Below are 20583 nucleotides of genomic sequence, written 5' to 3' on the forward strand. Positions count from 1 at the left end.
GGCCCGCTTCGTGCTACCGGAGTGCGGGCACACCGAGCCTAAGCGAGGTGCCGAGTGGTGGGGCAAGAGCGTTTTGCTTACTTTTGCGCTTTTCAAAAGTGAGCCGCTGTAAGAGCGGAACCCATATCAGCAACAACCCAAATAACGGATATACCCCCAATCAGCGAGCCTTCACAGCCTCAACCCACCCCGGATCCAACCGCGTCTGGTCTGGCTCAATCCCCAACCCCCGCATCTTCTCCAGGTGCTCATCAACCTCCCGCACCAACTGCGCCTGCGAGCTCGAATTGGCGTCCAACTCGTGCATCTGCATCAACCCAAGGTGATAAAACCGCAGCAACTTGATCGCCACCGGATCATTCGCCTTCACCCCGTCAGTCACCTTGTGCATCACATTCGTCACACTCATCAAACTGCGCTTGAGCTGCCACCCATACACCGCCGGCGCGAGCCACGCCTGGCTCCAGAACGGCCCCCGCACCAGCGCCAAGGTGATCAACACCCCGGCAAACACCCCGCCGACATTAAAGCGAAAATTATCGCCCCCAGGCGTACCAAACACCATCACCGCCAGGCTGGACAGCCCCATCGCTAGCACCACGAACAGCACCGCGACTATCAGCGTGCTGCGTCGCGTCTGCTGGCGAAAAACAATCGGGTCGCACGGTTTAAGCTCAAACATCCGGGTGCAGTCTCCATGGGCTGAGTAGGGGTATAACGCCGGCCGGCATCTTCTCATGGTTCGCCCGTCGGAGTGACGGTAATCCGGTTGAACGATGCCCCACCGTGATTTCTCTAAATCTCGTAGGCAACCGACCCCAAGCGAGGTGAACCATGACCCGGTACCAGCAACAGCCGCCCGGCACACCCAACCCCGACCGCACCCCCGGCGAAGAGGAGCGCGACAACGACGCCCTGCGCCCCAACGACCCTGCCGACCGGGAAAACGACGAAGAACAGGTCGAGGAAGACCTGGAAAACCTGCACGACAAGGCCCGCCCGCTATAAGCCCGGCGCGCCAGGGAGGTAGTCATGAGTAAGCATCCAGATGGCCCGCATTCATCGGAGCATTCCAGCGGCAAGGACGAATTGGGTTTCGACCCCGATTCCCCGGACGTCGCCGACCCACAGGTCGACCCGGTGGGCCCTGCCATTGCCCCGTTGGACAAGCCAGAAAAAACCGGCAAGAAGCCGGCCTACGATCCCCTGGGGGATCTGAAAAAGTGAAGTGAGCCCCGCCATCGTGCGGGGCTTTTGTTCCTCAGCCAAGCCGTTTCGGGGCTGTCCATGTCACCTCGGTGATGCCAAATTTCTCCGCCCAGGGCCGAGTGGTCTTTTTAACCCGCTCATGGCCCTGCCGGCCAATGCGCCCCACGTGGGCAATGTCGGCGTCAACGGCCGCCCAATGCCACGCTTCGGCGTTGTTCATGACTTCGGCACGCACCACAAAGGTTTTCGGTTCGCCGTGTAGCAAGTAGTGGATGGTGTAGATCGTCGCGGTACTCATGATGCCTCCCTGTCTTGTAGTGAATGGATATAAATCCGTTCAGAAAGGTTCAGAAAGTTTGTGCATTACAGCGCTTGCGTTTGATTCAAATCGTAATTGGCAAACAACGGCCTTCGGGGTATTAGTGATGTCTTTGCCACCCACGCCAGGATTGCGTCATGCCAGAGCTGACCCACAGCCGTTTGTACCTGCAACGTTTGGGCTACGACGCGCCGCCACCGCCCACCCTGCAAACCCTGCAGGATCTGCAACTGCGCCACGTCAGCACCTTCGCGTTTGAAAGCCTGTCGACCCTGCTGCATGCCCCGGTGCCCATCGACTTGCCGAGCGTCGAGCAGAAAGTCCTGTTCGACGGGCGTGGCGGTTATTGCTACGAGCTGAACCAGATGTTCCTGGCGTTGTTGCAGGAGTTGGGCTTCGACGCGCGGGGCATCACCGGCCGCGTGGTGATGGGCGGGCCGCCCGATGCACTCACGGCGCGCACCCATCGCCTGAGCCTGGTGACCCTGGACGGCGTGCGTTACATCAGCGATGTGGGCTTTGGTGGAATGGTGCCCACCAGCCCGCTGCAACTGGACACCGACGCCACCCAGGCCACCGCCCATGAACCCTATCGCCTGAGCCTGAATGAGGGCAGCTATACCTTGTGGGCACAGGTGGCGGGGGAGTGGCGTGGCTTGTATGTGTTCGACCTGCAGGTGCAGTCACGCTTCGACTACGAAATCGGTAACTGGTACGTCTCCACCCATCCTGATTCGCCGTTCCTTGGCCAACTGAAAGTCGCCCTGATCGGCCCGGGATTTCGCCGCACGCTGAACAACGGCCAGTACGCGATCCACTACCTGGACCGCGCCAGCGAAAAGCGCGCCATCAAGGACGTGGATGAGTTGCTGGCGCTGCTGCAAGCCAGCTTCGGCATCCGCTTGCCGGAGCATCCACAGTTGCGGCCCATTCTTGGTCGTTTATTGGCTCCCGAGCAAGAGGCCTGATATAGAGCCTTCGCTGAACCGTTTTACCTCAAAAAAAGGTGCAAATTAATTCGAACCTTTCGCCAAAACGAGGGTTCGAACCGTTTCCTGAATAATTTGCCACCTGTAATGGAGACGTAAAACGATGTCCAAACTATTCGGAAAGATCCTCAAGAATTCCTCGGTCCTGGCCCTGATCGCGGCACCTGGTGTGGTGTTCGCCGCAGCGCCGACCGATCCGATTTCCACCTTCGGGATCCTCGGCAGCTACAACGACTTCAAACTCGAAGGCGGTAGCGAAAGCGACAAGGACCACATGCCTGAAGCCGGCCTGTTCTATAACTTCGGCAACAAGCTGACGGCTGAATCGGGCTTTATCTACCAGGCCGGTATCGAAGCCAAGTACGGCGAAAAGAGCGACAACAAGCTCAAGGAAGGCCAGGCCGACCTCGACCTCGGCTGGCGTGCCGCGCTGGATGCGCGCAACTTCGTCGACGTGCTGGTGGGTGGCGGCTACAGCTGGACCCGCTACGAGCCGGATTCGGGCGACTACGACATGAAGCTCACCAACAAATCGCCGTTCGCCAAGGCGGCCCTGGGTTACAACCACCAGTTCGATGACATGACCATGCGCGTTGAACTGGGTGCGCGCCACACCATCGACGGCCGTGCCAAGCTCAAGGTCGACGGCATCGGCAGCGACACCGTGGACCTCAAGGACCGCACCAACCCCTACGCCGAAGTCAGCCTGCTGATGAACCAGAAAGGCGACCTGCCGGTGATGGCGGGCCTGTACTACACCCGCACCGAGTACAAGCTCGACGGCGACTCGTACGTGGCCGACAACACCAAGCTCAAGCGTGACGAGTATGGGTTCAAGGTCGGTATCGCGTTCTAAGACCTGTTGCAGGGGTGGGGGGCCAACCCCCACCTTTTACTGTCCGCCCAAGCCCCCCTTTCTGTCCCCCAATACCCTCAACGCCGCGCCCTGGCTGCCTTAGTGTGGATCACGCTTTCACACAATAAGAGAGAGGGTGGCTATGCGGGCAATCAACCCCCGTCGCCTCAGTCTGCTGCTGGCCGTGACCTGCCTGCTGACAGCCTGTGACGACACACCGAAACATCCCCCCGAACGCGCCACGGCGGCCAATGCCATGCCCGGCGACGCAGCCCTGGCCCAGGTCTACGACACCAGTTGCAAGCTGTGCCATGCCAACCCGGCTTCCGGCGCGCCGCTGACCGGTGATACCAACGCTTGGAGCCCGCGAATCGCCCAGGGCCCGGACACCCTGCTGGACCACACCATCAACGGCTACAACGGCATGCCCCCCATGGGGATGTGCGTGCAGTGCTCCGAAGAGCAATTCCTGGGGCTGATCAGCTTTATGTCGGGTCAACACATCCAATAAGAATAACGGGGTAGGCGATGGGGCTTTCACGGCGAGAATTATTGCAGCGCGGCGCGGTAGCCGGCGCGTTCATGGCATTGACCAGCAGCCCGGTGCTGGCCCAACTGGCCCGGGCACCGCGGTTGATTCCCTGGCGCAACTGGTCGGGGGCGCAAACTTGTCTGCCCCTGGCCCGGCTGGCGCCGAAGAACCTTGATGAGTTGGTGCAGGTGATCGGCCAGGCACCGGGCAAGGTGCGGCCGGTGGGCTCGGGCCATTCGTTCAGCGCGTTGGTGCCCACCGACGGCACGCTGCTGTCCCTGAGTTACTTCAACGGCCTGCTGGATCACGATCCGCACACCTTGCAGGCCACCTTCGCCGCCGGCACGCCGATGTCGCGCATGGGCCAGGCACTGAAAGACGTGGGCCAGGCGCTGCCGAACATGGCGGATATCGACTACCAGACCCTGGCCGGGGCGATCTCCACCTCAACCCATGGCACTGGCGTGGGCTTCACCTCTTACTCCGGCTGCGTCACCGGCCTGCAATTGGTGACGGCCCAGGGGGAGGTGCTGGACTGCGACGCCAGCCGCCACCCGGAAGTGTTCAGCGCCGCCCGCGTGTCCCTCGGTGCCCTCGGCGTGGCCACCCGGGTGCGTCTGCAAAACCGCGCGCCGTACCGCCTGCGGGAGCGCCAATGGATCGCCAAGACCGAAGAACTGCTGGAAGACGTAGCGAAAAACACCCGGGAAAACCAGCACTGGGAAATGCTTGTGGTCACCCATTCCGACTACGCGCTGTCCATCGCCCTGAATGAAACCACCGACCCCGAAACCCCGCCCATTGACCCGGCGGAGGCGGGCGGCAACGAGTTTGTGTCGATCATCGAAAAGCTCGACAAGTACGGCAGCGATTTCCCCGACGCCCGACGCACCTTGCTCAACAGCCTGCGGTTTTTTGCGAGCTTCGATGACCGCGTGGCCGAGTCGTTCCAGGTGTACGCCAACGTGCGCAACGTGCGCTTCAACGAGATGGAATATTCGGTGCCCGCCGAACACGGCCCGGCCTGCCTGCGGGAGATCCTCAAGCTGATCAACGACAAGGACCTGCGCACCTGGTTTCCCATCGAGTACCGCTACGTCAAGGCCGACGACATTCCGCTGAGCATGTTCGAGGGCCGCGACAGCTGTTCGATCTCCGTGCACCAGCACTACACCATGGACCACCACAACTTCTTCGCCGCCGTGGAACCGATCTTCTGGAAATACGCCGGCCGGCCGCACTGGGGCAAGCTGCACACCCTCAATGCCCGCACCTTGCAGCCGTTGTATCCACGCTGGGAGGAATTCACCCGGGTGCGCCGCGAACTGGACCCCAGCGGCAAATTCCTCAATGCGCACCTGTCATCGATCCTGGGAGTGGCCTGATGAACCGCAGACATTTCATGCTTGGCACCGGTGTGTTGCTGGCAGGCGCTGCCATCTTACTGAGACCGGGCGACCGGGGCAGTCCGTACACCGAGTACTTCCGCAGCCTCAACCAGGAGCTCAAGGCCCACGGGCCGATGCGCCCGGTGATGCTGATCGACCTGGACAAGCTGGACCACAATATCGACGTGGTGATGCAGTCGGTACAGCGAGGCGGCAAACACCTGCGGCTGGTGGAGAAATCCCTGCCGTCGCCGGGGCTGCTGGCCTATATCGCCAAGCGAGCCGGCACCCAGCGCTTGATGTCGTTTCACCAGCCGTTTCTGAACCACGATGCCCAGGTCTTTCCCGACGCCGATATCCTGCTGGGCAAGCCGTTGCCGGTGCGTTCGGCCGAGCTGTTTTATCAGACCCACAAAGGCCCGTTCGACCCGTCCCGACAGCTGCAATGGCTGCTGGATACCCCCGAGCGGCTGCAGCAATACCTGGTGCTGGCCCAGGGGCTGGGCACGAAACTGCGGGTCAATATCGAGCTGGATGTAGGCCTGCATCGCGGCGGCATCCGCGACAACGCGGTGCTGGGGCAGATGCTGACGCTGATCAGCGCGCATCCGCAGCAGCTGGAATTCAGCGGCTTCATGGGGTACGACCCGTTTGTGGGCATGGGAGTGCCGGGCATTCTGGGTTCGCCCCAGGACCTGTTTGACAAGGTCATGCAGCGCTACAACGGCCATGTGGATTACACCCGCCAGCACTTTGCGCCGCTGTGGCGTGACGGGCTGACGTTGAACACGGCAGGCAGCCCGAGTTATCGCATTCATGAGCAGGAAAAACTCAGCAGCGAGGTGTCGGTGGGCACGGCGTTGCTCAAGCCCACGCACTATGACTTGCCGTCGTTAAGCGAGCACGTGCCGGCGGCCTATATCGCCACGCCCGTGTTGAAGAGCACCGGGCCGGTGGATATTCCGGCGCTGGATGGCAAGTCGCGGTTGTTCTCGTGGTGGGATGCAAACCAGCGCGCCACGTTCTTTATCTATGGGGGTAACTGGATGGCGGAGTTTGAATCGCCCAAGGGGTTGCAGAGCAATGACCTGTACGGCCGCAGCTCCAATCAGGAGATGGTCAACGGCTCGCCCAGGGTGGGGCTGAACGTGGAGGACCAGGTGTTCTTACGCCCGACCCAGAGCGAGTTTGTGCTGTTGCAGTTCGGCGATTTGCTGGCAGTGCGCGGCGGGAAAATTGTCGATACCTGGCCGGTCTACACCTGAAGAAACCCGATCAAAATGTGGGAGCTGGCTTGCCTGCGATGGCATCACCTCGGTATCACTGAAAAACCGAGTTGCCTGTATCGCAGGCAAGCCAGCTCCCACATTTTTAACTGTATTTACAAGGCAAACGGAATCGTCAGCTTCGCCCACAACATGTCGCCTTCCGGCCGGTTCTGCACATCAAACTCCTTGGCCCAGCGCACTTCCGCACTCGCATACTTGAGGAAGGTGAAATACACCGCCGGACCGATCGCAAACACCTGGCCCTTGACCCCATCGTCCACGTCTTCGCCATAGATGTTCACCACCGTATGCCCGTACTGCTTATCGTCGGTGGTCTGCTTGAGGTAGTAGCCATTAATCCCAAGGCTGAGGTTGTCCGTGACCTTGTAGCTGGCGGAATAATCGAAGTGGAAAATCTGCCCTGAACGGTAATGGGTATCGGGGTTTTCCTTGTTGAAGCTGTAGGTGGTCTTGATCGACAGCTCGGTGCGCTCGTTGGGCATCCAGGTCGCCGACACCAGCGGCTTGTAGGTGTAGAAATTGTTGCTGGTATTGGCCAGGCGCGAGGCGTCGTACTCGCCGGTGGGCAGGGTGATTTCCAGGGCGGTGCCCACGGTGAGGTTCTTGCCCAGGTCCCAGAGAATGATCGGCGCCAGCGTGGTGTCGCCCATGCTCTCGCGGGTGTCGGACATGCCGAACAGCGACACCTGTTGCTTGAGGTACGGCTGGGCGATGTAACCCCCCAGGCGCCCGCCGAATACCCGCAGCGGGCTCAGGTAATCCAGGCGCGGGATGATCGCGTCGGATTTGATCTTCACATCCGGCACCTTGCCGCCCAGGGAACTGATATCGAGCTTTTTGGCTTCGTAGTGGTTGTAGTAAATGTTGAAGGCGAACATGTGGTCGGGCAGGTTGTTGACGTCCAGCGGCAGGATGTAGAAGCCGTCGGTGCCGGGGCCGATATTGTCCACGCCGCCTTCGGTGGCCAGGGCCGGCAGGCTGATGAGGGTCAACAGGGCGAGTTGCACGGGGTAAAACGCACGGGTCGGGTTCATGGCGGGGCTCATTATTATTGTTAGGACGACGCTACCTATAGAAATAAGCCCTGAGCGGCCAGCAGGGCAGGGTATTGGCGGCCACATAGGGGGACTTTGGCGGACAGCTTTCATCCAGAGTGCAGCAGTTCTTGCAAGCGCCTATGATTGTCAGGATGTTTCCAAAACAAGAACTGAAGCACTCAGTCGGGAATCGAAGATCCATGCAAAGGAAAGCCGTTGATCCGCACTATGACTTGGCCCTGGTCTCGCCATTTCTGCTGCAAACCCTCGGACAAGTGGTCGCGCAAAAAGGCGCGAGTGCCGAGCACCTGTGCCGTGGCCTGGGGTTCACCCTGGCTGACCTGGACGACCCGGCCCAGCGAATTTCCTATCGCCAGGCGGTTGCGATGATCCAGCGTGCCCTCAAGGTGTTGCCCGACCAGGGGCTGGGCCTGTGGGTGGGCCATCAGAATGTACTCGGCACCCTGGGCCTGCTCGGGCATGTGATCTCACTGTGCAAGACGTTGCGCGATGCCTTTGCCATTGGCGAACGACATCAGCACACCTCCGGCGGTATCGCCACCTCGCGTACCCATGAAGGCCCCCAGGAAGTTTTTGTCGATATCGAGTGCCTGCTGCCGTATGCCGACGTCCAGGTGTTTGCCGCCGAGGAATTCTTCGCCAGCCTGATGGTGTATGGCCGGGCCTTGGTGGGCGAGGGCTTCATGCCGCTGCGGGTCGAATTTATCCACGCCGCGCCCACCTACGTCGCCGACTATCACCAGCTGTTTGGTGCGGATGTGCGCTTTGGCTGCCTGCATAACCGCATGGTCCTGGCCAGCCACTGGCTGGATCTGCGCCTGCCCAATCACCACGCCCTGGCCTTGCGCCAGGCCCTGGAACTGCTGGAACTGGAAAGCGCCCAGTTGCACCAGAAAATGGATTTGATCCAGGCGGTGGAGCGCGCGATTTCCCGGGATTTGCAAGGCAGCCAGCTGGAAAAGGTCGCCAGTGACTTGAACATGAGCGGGCGCACCTTGCGGCGCCGGCTGACCGAGCACGGGCTGACATTCGAAGGCTTGCTGGAGCAGGTGCGGCGGGCGCGAACCATGGGGTTGCTGAGCAACCCGGGGTTGTCCATCGAGCGTATTACCGAGGAAGTCGGCTACAGCGATGTGCGCAGTTTTCGGCGGGCATTCAAGCGCTGGACCGGGCTGAGCCCCAGTGCATTTCGCGGTGAAGCAGGAGGGCCGGGGTGATCGTCGGGCGTGGTCCCATTGGCTACCTGATCTTTCCCCGGATTGGCTATTTGTCCAATGCACCCGTCTCACTACTCTAGGCACCAATCCCCACTGCTCTGGAGTATCACCATGCAAACCCGTACCGACTTCTACACCGCCTCCCCGGACGCCATGAAAGCCATGCTCGCCCTGGAGGGCGCCGTCGGCAAACTGTCCATCGAACTGCCGCTGCTGGAGCTGATTCGCCTGCGCGTATCGCAGATCAACGGCTGCGCCTTCTGCCTCGACATGCACACCGCCGATGCCCGCAAGGGTGGCGAAACCGAGCGCCGCCTGTACACCGTGTCGGCCTGGCGTGAAACGCCGTTCTTCACACCCCGCGAACGCGCCGCGCTGGCCTGGGCCGAAAGCCTGACCCTGCTCAGCCAGACTCACGCACCGGATGAAGACTTCACCGAACTGGCTGCCCACTTCAGCCCGCAAGAACAAGTCGACCTGAGCGTGGCGATTGCCACCATCAACAGCTGGAACCGCCTGGCGGTAGGCTTTCGCAAGATGCCCAAGTAATCAACAAACGAAGCAGATCCAGTGTGGGAGCTGTCGAGCCCCAGCGAGGCTGCGATGGGATCGCTGCGGTGTAACAGGCAGACCGCGCTGCCTGCATCGCGGGCAAGCCCGGCTCCTACAAGCCGCTTCAGAAATTGACCGTTGCACTCAAGCGCGCCGTCAGCGGCGCGCCCTGGAACAAGTAGTCATCCCCCAGGTATTCGCCGGTATCGCGCCAGTAACGCTTGTCGAACAGGTTGTCGACGCTCAGGCGAAACACCGTTTCATAGCCATCGAGCCTGGTGGTGTAGCGGCTGCCGACATTGACGATGGCGTAGTCGCCCACTTCCACATCACCGGTGCGATTGGCGTACTTGCTGGCGCTGTACTGCACGCCGCCCAGCAGCGCCACGCCGTCGACCCAGGGCAGGGCGTAATCGGCGTACAGGCTGGCTCGCAGTCTCGGCACGTTGATCGCTTGATGGCCTTCGTATTCGGGTGTACCGCTGCCCGTCACCCGTGCGCGAATCGCCGCGACGCTGGTGGCGATCTGCAGGCGCTCGGTGGCCCAGCCGTTGGCGGATAATTCCAGGCCGGTGTTTTTCTGTTCGCCCTGTTGTACGTAGGTGAACGTCCCCGCATCGTCGGGCTTGGCGTATTGATAGGCCTGGCGAGTCTGGAAGATCGCCGCGGCAAAGCTGATGCGGTGCCAGTCGTATTTCACACCGGCTTCGATCTGGCGGGAGACGGTTGGGGCGAGGGTCTCGTCGCTGTTCAGCGCAAACCAGGGGGCTTGCCCACCCAGGGACAAGCCTTTGCTGTAGCTGGTGTAGAGCGACAGGTTTTCGATCGGCTTGTAGATCAGCGCCGCCTGGGGCAGGAATACATACTGCTGGGTGTGGCGCGACTCGTTGCCTTGAGCATCGAAGGCCTTTTCGTCCAGACGCACTTCGCGACCGCCCACGATGGTTTGCCATTGTTCGTTGAAGCTGATGCGGTCAGTGACGAACAGGCCGTACTGGCGGCTGTCGAGGTTGCGGTGGCTGTCGTTCAACGCACCGGCGTAGCGCGGAAAATTCTCAGGCTCCTGATTGATGTTGCCAGTGCCGATCCACTCGTTGATCGACTCGCGCTTGTCGATCACCCGGCGAAACGCGCTCGTGCCAAACGTCAGCTCATGCCCAAGCCCTGCGGTATTGAACAACCCGGTCATCGCCGCCTGGATTTCATCATCGCGGCGGGTGTCATCCGGGCTGCGGAAGTCATAGATTCCGTAGTCGCCTTCGGGGCTGAAGTAGTTCTCGTTGCCGGCAGTATCGCCACCCCAGGCAAACGAACTGTAATCATCAATCACCACCTTGCTGTGCGCCGCACTCACGCTGCCTTTCCACTGGTCACTGAAGCGATATTCAAACTTGCCGTTGAGGTTCAGCGAATCAATCCCCACCTGGTTCGCGCCGCTCTGATGCCCCAGCAGTTTCTTGGGCGACGCGTTGTGCGGCAGCTCGGTCCCGCCCAGCAACTGATAGCCCGGCACCGAGCGCTGTTGCTTGTTCTGATACTCCGCATCCAGTTGCAACACCGCATCGGGGCTGATGTTCCAGTCGAACGCCAGGGACAGGAAATCCCGGTGGCCATTGGCATGTTCGACATAGGAATTGAGGTCTTCATGGGCCACGTTGGCCCGCAGGCCGAACTGCTGCTCGCTGCCGAACCAGCCGCCGACGTCGGTGGCCAGGTAGCCGCTGCCGCGATCATCGGTGGACACCGTCACCGAACGCACATCCTCCGGGCGCTTGGTCACGTAGTTGATCACGCCGCTGGGCTCGGCAATCCCGCTTTGCAGGCCCGACAACCCCTTGAGCAACTCCACGCGCTGCTTGTTTTCCAGGGCAACGTTCTGCTCGCCGGTGATGGTGCGGCCATTGATCTTGTAGCTGCTGGCGGCATTCAGCGAGAAACCGCGCACCACGAAGTTTTCGTAGTAGCCGATGGGCGCGTAGCTGTCGCCCACCGAGGCGTCATTGCGCAGCACTTCGCTGAGCAGGCGCGCTTGCTGGTCCTTGATCAGCGATTCGTTGAACACCGCGATCGAGGCCGGCGTGTCGAGCAACGGCGCCTCGTTGAAACCGCCCACCGAGGCGGTGTCGGTGTTGTAGCCGGACTCATCCTGGCCCTGGACCTTCACCTCCGGCAGTTCAATGTCAGCCGCCTGGCTGCTGCCAATGCCTGCGCTGAGCAGCAAGCCGAGGGCGAAACGTGAAGGAACAGCGGGACGAAGACGCAAAACCATGGGGGAAGGCCTGAGAGCGCAGAGCGGAGGGCGCATAAGCTAGGCATAACGGCGGCGTTTTACAAGTTTTCGAGAAGGGTTCGCGTTGAGACATCCCGTCTCAGCCCCCACATCAATCCGCCTGCTGCTCGACAGCGGTGGCTGGCAGCTGCGATAGACAAGGCTTCTCTCACCGTTGAAGGAGATCGTCATGAGTATCGCTGGAAAAGTTGCGCTGGTGACCGGAGCGGGCCAAGGCATCGGCCGCGCCATCGCCCTGCGCCTGGCGCGGGACGGCGCTGACATCGCGCTGGTGGACATCAACAGCGCCAAGATTGAAACCGTGGCGGCCGAAGTCGTTGCCCTGGGGCGCAAGGCTTCGGTGTTTGTTGCCGATGTCTCGCAGCTGGAGCAAGTGGTTGCGGCGGTCGAGCATGCCCACCAGACCCTGGGCGGCTTCGACATCATCATCAACAACGCCGGTGTGGCGCAGATTGATGCGCTGCTGGACGTGACCCCGGAGCAGGTCGACCGCACGCTGCGCATCAACGTGCAGGGCACACTCTGGGGAATCCAGGCCGCGGGCAAGAAATTCAAGGTGCTGAAGCAGAAGGGCAAGATCATCAATGCCTGTTCGATTGCCGGCCATGAAGGTTTCGCGCTGCTGGGGGTGTATTCAGCCACCAAGTTTGCCGTGCGTGCGCTGACCCAGGCGGCGGCCAGGGAATTGGCCAGTGACGGGATTACCGTGAATGCCTATTGCCCGGGCGTGGTGGGCACGGACATGTGGGTCGAGATCGACAAGCGCATGGCCGAGATTACCGGTGCCGAGGTGGGTGCGACGTACAAGAAGTATGTGGACGGGATTGCCTTGGGCCGGGCGGAAACGCCGGAGGACGTGGCGGGGCTGGTGTCGTACCTGGCGGGGCCGGATTCGGATTACATGACCGGGCAATCGCCGTTGATTGATGGCGGGATCCTGTACCGCTGAGCCAAATGTGGGAGCTGGCTTGCCTGCGATAGCGGTGCAACAGTCGCCAGATGTATTGACTGAAACACGGCAATCGCAGGCAAGCCAGCTCCTACATTTGAAGGTGTTGGGTCAGTGCTTACCGGGCATGTCGATCCCCAGCTGGTTAACCCGCCGATACAACGTCGCCCTGGAAATCCCCAGCGCCTGCGCCGCCGCCAACGGCTTCCACCGATGCCGAATCAATGCATCCAGCACCACCTGCCGTTCCGGGCTGACGCTTTCCTGCTCTTCAACCGCAACCGCCTCCCCACGAACCTCCACCGGCAAATCCGCCAGTTGAATCGTGCCGCCGTCGCACACTGCGCTGGCGTACGCCAACACATGCCGCAGCTGCCGCACATTCCCCGGCCAGGCGTAACCCAGCAGCACCTCCAGCGCCGCCGCCGCGATCCCCACGGCAACGCCGCTGTGCCGCGCCTCCTGCTCCTGCAGCCGGTTGATCAACGCCAGCTTGTCCGTACGCTCCCGCAACGGCGGCACGCAGAACCGCGCACAGCCCAGGCGAAAATACAGGTCCTCACGAAACTGCCCGGCACTCACCAGCGCCGCCAGATCCCGATGGCTGGCGCAGATCACCTGGATATCCACCGCGCGGGTTTTTGCCGCGCCCAGCGGCGCCACTTCACCTTCGGCCATTACCCGCAGCAGGCGCGTCTGCAAGGCCAGGGGCATGTCGCCGATCTCGTCGAGAAACAACGTGCCGCCATCGGCCTGCAACAGCAGCCCGGTCATGCCCTTGCTGGAGGCACCGGTAAACGCCCCGGCCACGTAGCCGAACAGTTCACTCTCAATCAGGTTTTCCGGGATCGCCGCGCAGTTCACCGCTACAAAGGGGCCGTCGCGGCGGGCACTGTGTTCATGCAGCTGGCGGGCGAAGACTTCCTTGCCGGCGCCGGTCTCGCCTTGTACCAGCACCGGCAGGTTGCGGTCCTTGACGCGCACGGCCAGGCGCAAATGTTCTTCGACTCGCGGGTCTATCTGATGACTCGAAGACAGCGTCGCGCGTGCAGCCTTGCGCCGTGGCGCGCTGACCCGCACCTGCAACGCGCCCGGCTCGCCGAGCCAGTGCAGCTGTTGCGTGGATTGATCGGTCACGGCGCGCAGTGCGTCCAGGTCAAACACTTCGCCGATATGCTCCGGCAACTGCCCGAAGCGCAATCGCAGCGCCTGGCGCGCTTTGCTGTTCAAGGCTTGCAGCCGCCCGTCCTGGTCCCACGCCAGCAGCATGTCCGGCTGGCTGTCGACGTAACCGGGCGTGCTGTGGGCCTGCAACACCCAATGCTGCCGGGCGCTGTGCATGAAAAACGCGTTCTCGATGGCCCGCGCGCTCTGCGCCACCATTTGCCGCACCAGGTGCTGGCTGCGCCGGTCATCCGGCGATTTGAGGGCGGAGGCATCCATCACGCCCAGCAGGTTGCCCTGGGGATCGAAAATCGGTGCGGCAGAGCAGGTCAGGCCGATAAACGCCGCGCGAAAGTGGTCGCGCTTGTGCACCGTCACCGCCGCCTTGCTGGTCAGCACCGTGGCCACGCCGCACGTGCCTTCCTCGGCTTCCGACCAGCAGGTGCCGAGGTACAGGCCGGCCTTGCGGCAGTCGTTACGAATGCCGGCGTCCACGCGATGGTCGATGGTCTGGCCCTGGGCGTCGGTGAGCATCACGCAGTAGTCGGCGTGGCGCACCCGGTTGTGAATCTGCCCGACTTCCTCGCTGGCGATGCGCATGAACAGCTCGGCGCGTTCGCGGCATTCCTTGAGCAAGGTGCTGGTGAGGATGCGCGGTCCTTGCAGGGAACCGGGGTCGAGGTGGTGCTGCTCCATGGAGCGGCGCCAGGAATCGAAAATCAGCGACGGCACCGGAGCCTGGGGCAGGCGGTCGGCATTGCGAACCACGCGGCTGACACAGTCGACATGGTCCTTGGAGTTCACGGCGAGCATGGAAGCCTCCGGTTCTCGATCTTTGTTGTTATGCCGGCCATTAAGCGCCCAAGGGGCGGCAGGAACAAGGGCGGCCTGACCAACTGCCGGGGGTGAGACGCAGCGTCTCATCGCGGCCGAGATGCCGCGGGCAAGGTGCAACGGCGCGTCTCATTGAACGGGTCACAGTGGCATGCCTGCGACCGCGACCAGCTGCTCTGGATCAAGGTTTTCCCGGGTTTTTCGACAGATTGGCACAGGCCGTGCTGAGTGCCTTGCAGCTGGCCTGATCCAGCCTTTTGTGTGTCGAGACAACCTGGAGAACAACAAGATGTCCACTCACCTGTCCACCGATCAACTGCTCCATGCCTACACCGTGATGCGCACCATCCGTGATTTCGAAGAACGCCTGCACGTGGAATTCGCCACCGGCGAGATCCCCGGTTTCGTGCATTTGTATGCCGGCCAGGAAGCCAGCGCCGCCGGGGTCATGGCCCACCTCAACGATGAAGACTGCATCGCCTCCAACCACCGTGGCCACGGCCATTGCATCGCCAAGGGCGTGGATGTATTCGGCATGATGGCCGAGATCTACGGCAAGAAGACCGGGGTGTGCGGCGGCAAGGGCGGCTCCATGCACATCGCCGACCAGGAGAAGGGCATGCTCGGCGCCAACGGCATTGTCGGCGCCGGTGCACCGTTGGCTGCCGGCGCGGCCCTGGCGGCCAAGCTCAAGGGCAGCGCGGGTGTGGCGGTCGCGTTTTTTGGTGACGGCGGCTCCAACGAAGGCGCGGTGTTTGAAGCGATGAACCTGGCCTCGATCATGAACCTGCCATGCCTGTTCGTGGCCGAGAACAATGGCTATGCCGAAGCCACCGGGTCCGGCTGGTCGGTGGCCTGCAAGGACATTGCCGAGCGCGCCGTGGGTTTTGGCATGCCGGGCGTGATCGTCGACGGCAACGACTTCTTCGCCGTGCACCAAGCCCTCGGCGTCGCGGTGGAGCGCGCCCGCAGCGGCAAAGGCCCGACGCTGGTTGAAGTCAAACTGAGCCGTTTCTACGGCCACTTCGAAGGCGATGCGCAAACCTATCGCGGCCCGGACGAAGTGAAAAACCTGCGGGAAACCGGCGACTGCCTGAGCCTGTTTCGCCAGCGCTGCACCGCCGAAGGCTGGCTCGACGCGGCGCAGTTCGAGCGCATCGACAGCGAAGTCGCACAACTGATCGAAGACGCCGTGCGCCTGGCCAAGTCCGACCCCAAACCCCAGGCCGCTGACCTGCTCAGCGACGTCTACGTTGCCTATCGCTAACCACCACCCACTACAAAAACAATCCGTGGAGAAGTCATCATGGCTAGAAAAATCAGCTACCAGCAGGCAATCAACGAAGCCCTGGCCCAGGAAATGCGCCGCGACCAGAGCGTGTTCATCATTGGCCAGGACGTGTCCGGCGGCACCGGTTCCCCCGGTGAGCAGGACGCGTGGGGCGGCGTGCTCGGCGTGACCAAGGGCCTGTACCCGGAATTCCCCGACCGCGTGCTCGACGCGCCACTCTCCGAGGTGGGTTATGTGGGCATGGCGGTCGGCGCGGCTACCCGGGGCATGCGCCCGGTGTGCGAATTGATGTTCGTCGACTTTATCGGCTGCTGCCTCGACCAGTTGCTGAACCAGGCGGCGAAGTTTCGCTACATGTTCGGCGGCAAGACCACCACGCCGCTGGTAGTGCGTGCCATGTACGGTGCCGGCCTGCGCGCCGCGGCCCAGCATTCGCAGATGCTCACCTCGCTGTGGACCCATATTCCCGGGCTCAAGGTGGTGTGCCCGGCCACGCCTTATGACGCCAAGGGCATGCTGATCCAGGCGATCCGCGACAACGACCCGGTGATTTTCCTCGAACACAAAATGCTCTACAGCCTCCAGGGCGAAGTACCGGAAGAGCTGTACACCGTGCCTTTCGGCGAAGCCAACTATGTGCGTGAAGGCAACGACGTGACCCTGGTGACCTACGGGCGCATGGTCCACATCGCCCTGGAGGCCGCGGCCAACCTGGCCCGCCAAGGCATCGACTGCGAAGTGCTGGACCTGCGCACCACCAGCCCGCTGGACGAAGACAGCATCCTCGAAAGCGTGGAGAAAACCGGGCGCCTGGTGGTGATCGACGAGTCCAACCCGCGCTGCTCCATCGCCACGGACATCAGTGCGCTGGTGGCGCAACGGGGGTTCAGCTTCCTGCGGGCGCCAATCGAAATGGTCACCGCGCCCCACACGCCGGTGCCGTTCTCCGATGCCCTGGAAGACCTGTACATCCCCAACGCGGCGAAGATCGAAGCGGCCGTGCTGAAGATCGCCGACAAGAGGAATGCCGCATGATCCATACACTGACCATGCCCAAGTGGGGGCTGTCGATGACCGAGGGCCGGGTTGATGTCTGGCTCAAGCAGCCGGGCGATCGGGTGGAGAAGGGCGAAGAAGTACTGGACGTGGAAACCGACAAGATTTCCAGCAGCGTCGAAGCGCCGTTCAGCGGGGTGCTACGGCGGGTGTTGGCGCTGAGTGACGAGACCTTGCCAGTGGGGGCCTTGCTGGCGATCGTCGTAGAGGGCGAGGCCAGCGAGGCCGAGATTGATGCGGTGATCGAGGCGTTCCAGGCCGGGTTCGTTTCCAGTGCGGCCGAAGCTGAAGCCAGCGGGCCATCTGCACAGAAGGTCGAAGTGGGCGGGCGCCTGCTGCGCTATCTGGACCTCGGGGAGGGCGGCACGCCGCTGGTACTGGTGCATGGTTTTGGCGGCGACCTGAACAACTGGCTGTTCAATCACCCGGTGCTTGCGGCTGAACGGCGAGTGATTGCCCTGGACCTGCCGGGGCATGGCGAGTCGGGCAAGTCCCTGCAAACCGGCGAACTGGATGAATTGAGCCAGGCGGTATTGGCGCTGCTGGATCACCTGAAGATTGACCGCGTGCACCTCGCCGGGCATTCCATGGGTGGGTTGGTTTCGCTGAACATGGCCCGCATGGCACCGCAACGTGTGGCTTCCTTGACCTTGATCGCCAGTGCCGGCCTGGGTACGGAAATCAACGCTGATTACCTGCAAGGTTTTATCGACGCGAGCAATCGCAATGCCCTCAAGCCACAACTGGTTCAACTGTTCAGCGACCCCGCGCTGGTGACCCGGCAGATGCTGGAGGACATGCTCAAATTCAAGCGACTGGAGGGCGTAGACCAAGCCTTGCGGCAGCTCACCGGGGCGTTGTTCAGCGGTGGTCGGCAGTTGGTGGATCTGCGCAGTGTGGTGGGGCAGCAACCGAGCCTGGTGATCTGGGGCAGTGAGGATGCAATCATCCCGGCGAGCCATGCCCAGGGGCTGGAGGCCCAGGTGGAGATACTGCCGGGGCAGGGGCATATGGTGCAGTTGGAGGCGGCGGAGCGGGTGAATGAACTGATGCTGACATTCCTCAAACCCCAGCCTGATGGAGATCAACTGTAGGAGCTGGCTTGCCAGCGATGCAGGCAACTCGGATTTTCAGATACACCGAGCTGATGCCATCGCTGGCAAGCCAGCTCCTACATTGATCGGTGGCGTTTGAGGGTCTCGCTCGGCAATTCCTGAAACAACGCCCGGTAACTCTTGGAAAACCGCCCCAAATGCCAGAACGACCAGTTCATCGCCACCTCGGCCACGGTGGTGTCCACCGACGGCGGGTTCAACAACTCCCGCCGCGCACAGTTCAACCGGCGCAACCTCAACCACTGCGCCGGACTCATCCCGGTATACGTCTTGAACCCATGCTGCAACTGACGCAACGGCACTCCGGCAATGCGCGCCAGCTCCAGCAGGTTGACGGTTTCATCCGGCACATCCGCCGCCCATTCACCAATGCGCGCCATGATGATTCGCTCCTCGGTCCGCCGCTGCAATGAACCCTGGTCCAGGCACACACACGCGTTGTCGAGGATGAACAGGCAGTCGTCCAGCAGTTGTTGCGTCAGGGCATCACGACTTGGCGGATCAAACGTGGCCGACAGCCGCGTCAGCGTGCCGCTGAGCCAGCGGCTGAACAACGGGTTCTGCAGGGAGTTGAGCGGGGCCATGAACAACCCCTCCAGCTTCGCCACATCCAGGCCGTGGTGCTGGACAAACTGCGGCCCGAACACCACCGCCACTTCGCGGTAGTTCTCCGGGGTGATCCAGGTGTTGCGGCTCTCGCCATTGAGCACATACAGCGCGTTGTCGCTGCCATCGAAACAGAACGCCAGGGAGCCCGGCGGCGCATTGAAATTCTGCTCCACCCGGGTGTTCATCCGCTCTTCATACACCTCCACACCTTGCAGGTCGAGGTAGCGGATCTGCCCGGCAAAATGCCCCGGGGACATCTGCTGGTACTGCTGCACCCAACCGGGTGTCGCACTGCATTGAGCGGCCACATCACCGGTGGTGAAGGCCTGTACGCGCAAAGCTGTTGCCTGTGTCATGGGTAACCTGGGCGCACTCTATTGGTGCGTTATGGTTGGCGCAAAGTGGATAGATGCCGTTGAACGGCTGGCCCAAGATAGACCTCAATGCGCCGCGAGGGAAGCCCGTCGGCGCAGCATCCAACCCATGACGAGGTCCTTATGAACGCCCCCTTCGATCAGCTGTCCGCCTGGCTGAAAGAACACAAGATTACCGAAGTCGAATGCGTGATCAGTGATTTGACTGGCATCGCACGCGGCAAGATTTCGCCCACCAACAAGTTCCTGCATGAGCGAGGCATGCGCCTGCCGGAAAGTGTGTTGCTGCAAACGGTAACCGGGGACTTTGTCGACGACGAGATCTACTACGACCTGCTGGACCCAGCCGACATCGACATGATCTGCCGCCCGGTGTCCAACGCCACCTACGTCATACCGTGGGCCATCGAGCCCACCGCCATCGTGATCCACGACACTTTCGACAAGCAGGGCAACCCCATCGAATTGTCGCCGCGCAACGTGCTGAAAAAGGTCCTGCAGCTCTACACCGACCAGGGCTGGCAGCCGATTGTCGCGCCGGAAATGGAGTTCTACCTGACTCAGCGATGCGAAGACCCTGACCTGCCGCTGAAAACCCCGCTGGGCCGTTCCGGCCGTGCCGAAAGTGGCCGCCAGTCGTTCTCCATCGACGCCGCCAACGAATTCGATCCATTGTTTGAAGACGTGTACGACTGGTGCGAAGCCCAGGGCCTGGACCTCGACACCCTGATCCACGAAGACGGCCCGGCGCAGATGGAAATCAACTTCCGCCACGGCGACGCCCTGGACCTGGCCGACCAGATCACCGTGTTCAAGCGCACCCTGCGTGAGGCGGCGCTCAAGCACAATGTGGCGGCCACCTTCATGGCCAAACCCGTGGCCGACGAGCCCGGCAGCGCGATGCACCTGCACCAGAGCGTGGTGGAAATCGCCACCGGCAAGCAAGTGTTTGTCGATGAACACGGCAACAAGAGCCAGCTGTTCCTCAACCACATCGGCGGCTTGCAGAAGTACATCCCCAAGTTGCTGCCGATGTTCGCGCCCAACGTGAACTCGTTCCGCCGCTTCCTGCCGGACACCTCGGCACCGGTCAACGTCGAGTGGGGCGAAGAAAACCGCACCGTCGGCCTGCGGGTGCCGAGCTCCAGCCCCGACGCCATGCGCGTGGAAAACCGCCTGCCGGGCGCCGACGCCAACCCGTACCTGGCCATCGCCGCCAGCCTGCTGTGCGGCTACCTCGGCATGGTCGAAAAGGTCGAGCCCAGTGCGCCGGTGGAAGGCCGCGCCTACGAGCGCCGCAACCTGCGCCTGCCGATCACCATCGAAGACGCCCTGGCGCGCATGGAAGAGTGCGACACCGTCAAGCAGTACCTGGGGGACAAGTTCGTGCGTGGCTACGTCGCGGTCAAGCGCGCCGAGCATGAGAATTTCAAGCGGGTCATCAGCTCCTGGGAACGTGAGTTCCTGTTGCTGAGCGTCTGACGATATCAGC

The 20583-nt window shown here is 62.0% G+C and carries 20 protein-coding genes; 14 read left to right on the forward strand and 6 right to left on the reverse strand.

The features are described 5' to 3' along the window. Positions 1-160: 160 nt before the first annotated feature. On the reverse strand, positions 161-682 hold the full coding sequence (locus HX875_RS22595; protein ID WP_177045861.1) for a DUF3087 family protein: 522 nt from the start codon (positions 680-682) through the stop codon (positions 161-163). Positions 683-834: 152 nt separating this feature from the next. Here HX875_RS22595 and HX875_RS22600 point away from each other — a divergent pair, with 152 nt between their 5' ends. Beyond that, positions 835-1008: a hypothetical protein gene (locus HX875_RS22600; protein ID WP_177045863.1), complete on the forward strand. Its 174-nt coding sequence runs from the start codon at positions 835-837 to the stop codon at positions 1006-1008. Between the two features lie 24 nt (positions 1009-1032). Then, positions 1033-1227, forward strand: coding sequence for a DUF6021 family protein (locus HX875_RS22605; RefSeq protein WP_177045864.1), 195 nt, complete (start codon positions 1033-1035; stop codon positions 1225-1227). A 34-nt stretch (positions 1228-1261) separates the two neighbouring features. On the opposite strand, the gene HX875_RS22610 is transcribed toward HX875_RS22605, so the two are convergent. After that, entirely contained in the window at positions 1262-1507 is a 246-nt protein-coding gene (locus HX875_RS22610; RefSeq protein ID WP_177045865.1) for a DUF6555 family protein, read from the reverse strand. Between the two features lie 158 nt (positions 1508-1665). Here HX875_RS22610 and HX875_RS22615 point away from each other — a divergent pair, with 158 nt between their 5' ends. The 5 genes from HX875_RS22615 (at position 1666) to HX875_RS22635 (ending at position 6558) form a co-directional block, all read left to right on the forward strand. Next, positions 1666-2496 (forward strand): arylamine N-acetyltransferase family protein, encoded by an 831-nt coding sequence (locus HX875_RS22615; protein WP_177045867.1) that lies wholly within the window; start codon positions 1666-1668, stop codon positions 2494-2496. 124 nt (positions 2497-2620) lie between these two features. Further along, entirely contained in the window at positions 2621-3373 is a 753-nt protein-coding gene (locus tag HX875_RS22620; protein WP_177045869.1) for an outer membrane beta-barrel protein, read from the forward strand. A 142-nt stretch (positions 3374-3515) separates the two neighbouring features. Continuing rightward, positions 3516-3884, forward strand: coding sequence for a c-type cytochrome (locus HX875_RS22625; RefSeq protein WP_177045871.1), 369 nt, complete (start codon positions 3516-3518; stop codon positions 3882-3884). 71 nt (positions 3885-3955) lie between these two features. Further along, positions 3956-5290 carry a D-arabinono-1,4-lactone oxidase gene (locus HX875_RS22630; protein WP_371321495.1) on the forward strand — a complete coding sequence of 445 codons (1335 nt, stop codon included), beginning with the start codon at positions 3956-3958 and terminating at the stop codon, positions 5288-5290. Between the two features lie 59 nt (positions 5291-5349). Next, a complete protein-coding gene (locus HX875_RS22635; protein WP_177045930.1) occupies positions 5350-6558 on the forward strand; it encodes a DSD1 family PLP-dependent enzyme in 1209 nt (402 codons plus the stop codon). A 116-nt stretch (positions 6559-6674) separates the two neighbouring features. Here HX875_RS22635 and HX875_RS22640 read toward each other — a convergent pair whose 3' ends face one another. Continuing rightward, positions 6675-7616 carry a SphA family protein gene (locus HX875_RS22640; RefSeq protein WP_177045873.1) on the reverse strand — a complete coding sequence of 314 codons (942 nt, stop codon included), beginning with the start codon at positions 7614-7616 and terminating at the stop codon, positions 6675-6677. A 203-nt stretch (positions 7617-7819) separates the two neighbouring features. Between HX875_RS22640 and HX875_RS22645 the strand changes: the two genes are divergently transcribed. Beyond that, positions 7820-8857 carry an AraC family transcriptional regulator gene (locus tag HX875_RS22645; RefSeq protein ID WP_177045875.1) on the forward strand — a complete coding sequence of 346 codons (1038 nt, stop codon included), beginning with the start codon at positions 7820-7822 and terminating at the stop codon, positions 8855-8857. Between the two features lie 111 nt (positions 8858-8968). Further along, positions 8969-9406: a carboxymuconolactone decarboxylase family protein gene (locus HX875_RS22650; RefSeq protein ID WP_177045877.1), complete on the forward strand. Its 438-nt coding sequence runs from the start codon at positions 8969-8971 to the stop codon at positions 9404-9406. Between the two features lie 127 nt (positions 9407-9533). On the opposite strand, the gene HX875_RS22655 is transcribed toward HX875_RS22650, so the two are convergent. Beyond that, positions 9534-11678 (reverse strand): TonB-dependent siderophore receptor, encoded by a 2145-nt coding sequence (locus HX875_RS22655; RefSeq protein ID WP_177045879.1) that lies wholly within the window; start codon positions 11676-11678, stop codon positions 9534-9536. 190 nt (positions 11679-11868) lie between these two features. Between HX875_RS22655 and HX875_RS22660 the strand changes: the two genes are divergently transcribed. Continuing rightward, positions 11869-12648, forward strand: coding sequence for an acetoin reductase (locus HX875_RS22660; protein ID WP_177045889.1), 780 nt, complete (start codon positions 11869-11871; stop codon positions 12646-12648). Positions 12649-12759: 111 nt separating this feature from the next. Here HX875_RS22660 and HX875_RS22665 read toward each other — a convergent pair whose 3' ends face one another. Beyond that, entirely contained in the window at positions 12760-14625 is a 1866-nt protein-coding gene (locus HX875_RS22665) for a sigma-54-dependent Fis family transcriptional regulator (protein ID WP_177045891.1), read from the reverse strand. A gap of 310 nt (positions 14626-14935) precedes the next feature. Between HX875_RS22665 and HX875_RS22670 the strand changes: the two genes are divergently transcribed. From HX875_RS22670 to HX875_RS22680, 3 genes are read left to right on the forward strand one after another with little or no spacing between them, the layout of a single operon-like run. After that, entirely contained in the window at positions 14936-15913 is a 978-nt protein-coding gene (locus HX875_RS22670) for a thiamine pyrophosphate-dependent dehydrogenase E1 component subunit alpha (protein WP_177045892.1), read from the forward strand. A gap of 39 nt (positions 15914-15952) precedes the next feature. Next, positions 15953-16972 (forward strand): alpha-ketoacid dehydrogenase subunit beta, encoded by a 1020-nt coding sequence (locus HX875_RS22675; protein WP_177045894.1) that lies wholly within the window; start codon positions 15953-15955, stop codon positions 16970-16972. Continuing rightward, on the forward strand, positions 16969-18087 hold the full coding sequence (locus HX875_RS22680) for an acetoin dehydrogenase dihydrolipoyllysine-residue acetyltransferase subunit (protein ID WP_177045896.1): 1119 nt from the start codon (positions 16969-16971) through the stop codon (positions 18085-18087). The genes HX875_RS22675 and HX875_RS22680 overlap by 4 nt, the downstream gene beginning before the upstream one ends. 77 nt (positions 18088-18164) lie before the next feature. Here the strand turns inward: HX875_RS22680 and HX875_RS22685 are convergent, their stop codons facing one another. Then, positions 18165-19073, reverse strand: a complete 909-nt coding sequence (locus HX875_RS22685; protein ID WP_177045898.1) for a helix-turn-helix domain-containing protein — start codon at positions 19071-19073, stop codon at positions 18165-18167. Between the two features lie 141 nt (positions 19074-19214). On the opposite strand from HX875_RS22685, the gene HX875_RS22690 reads away from it, so the two are divergent. Next, positions 19215-20573, forward strand: coding sequence for a glutamine synthetase family protein (locus HX875_RS22690; RefSeq protein WP_177045900.1), 1359 nt, complete (start codon positions 19215-19217; stop codon positions 20571-20573). The last annotated feature ends 10 nt before the right edge of the window (positions 20574-20583 follow it).

The organism is Pseudomonas yamanorum, assembly GCF_013386765.1.
Taxonomy (GTDB): domain Bacteria; phylum Pseudomonadota; class Gammaproteobacteria; order Pseudomonadales; family Pseudomonadaceae; genus Aquipseudomonas; species Aquipseudomonas yamanorum_A.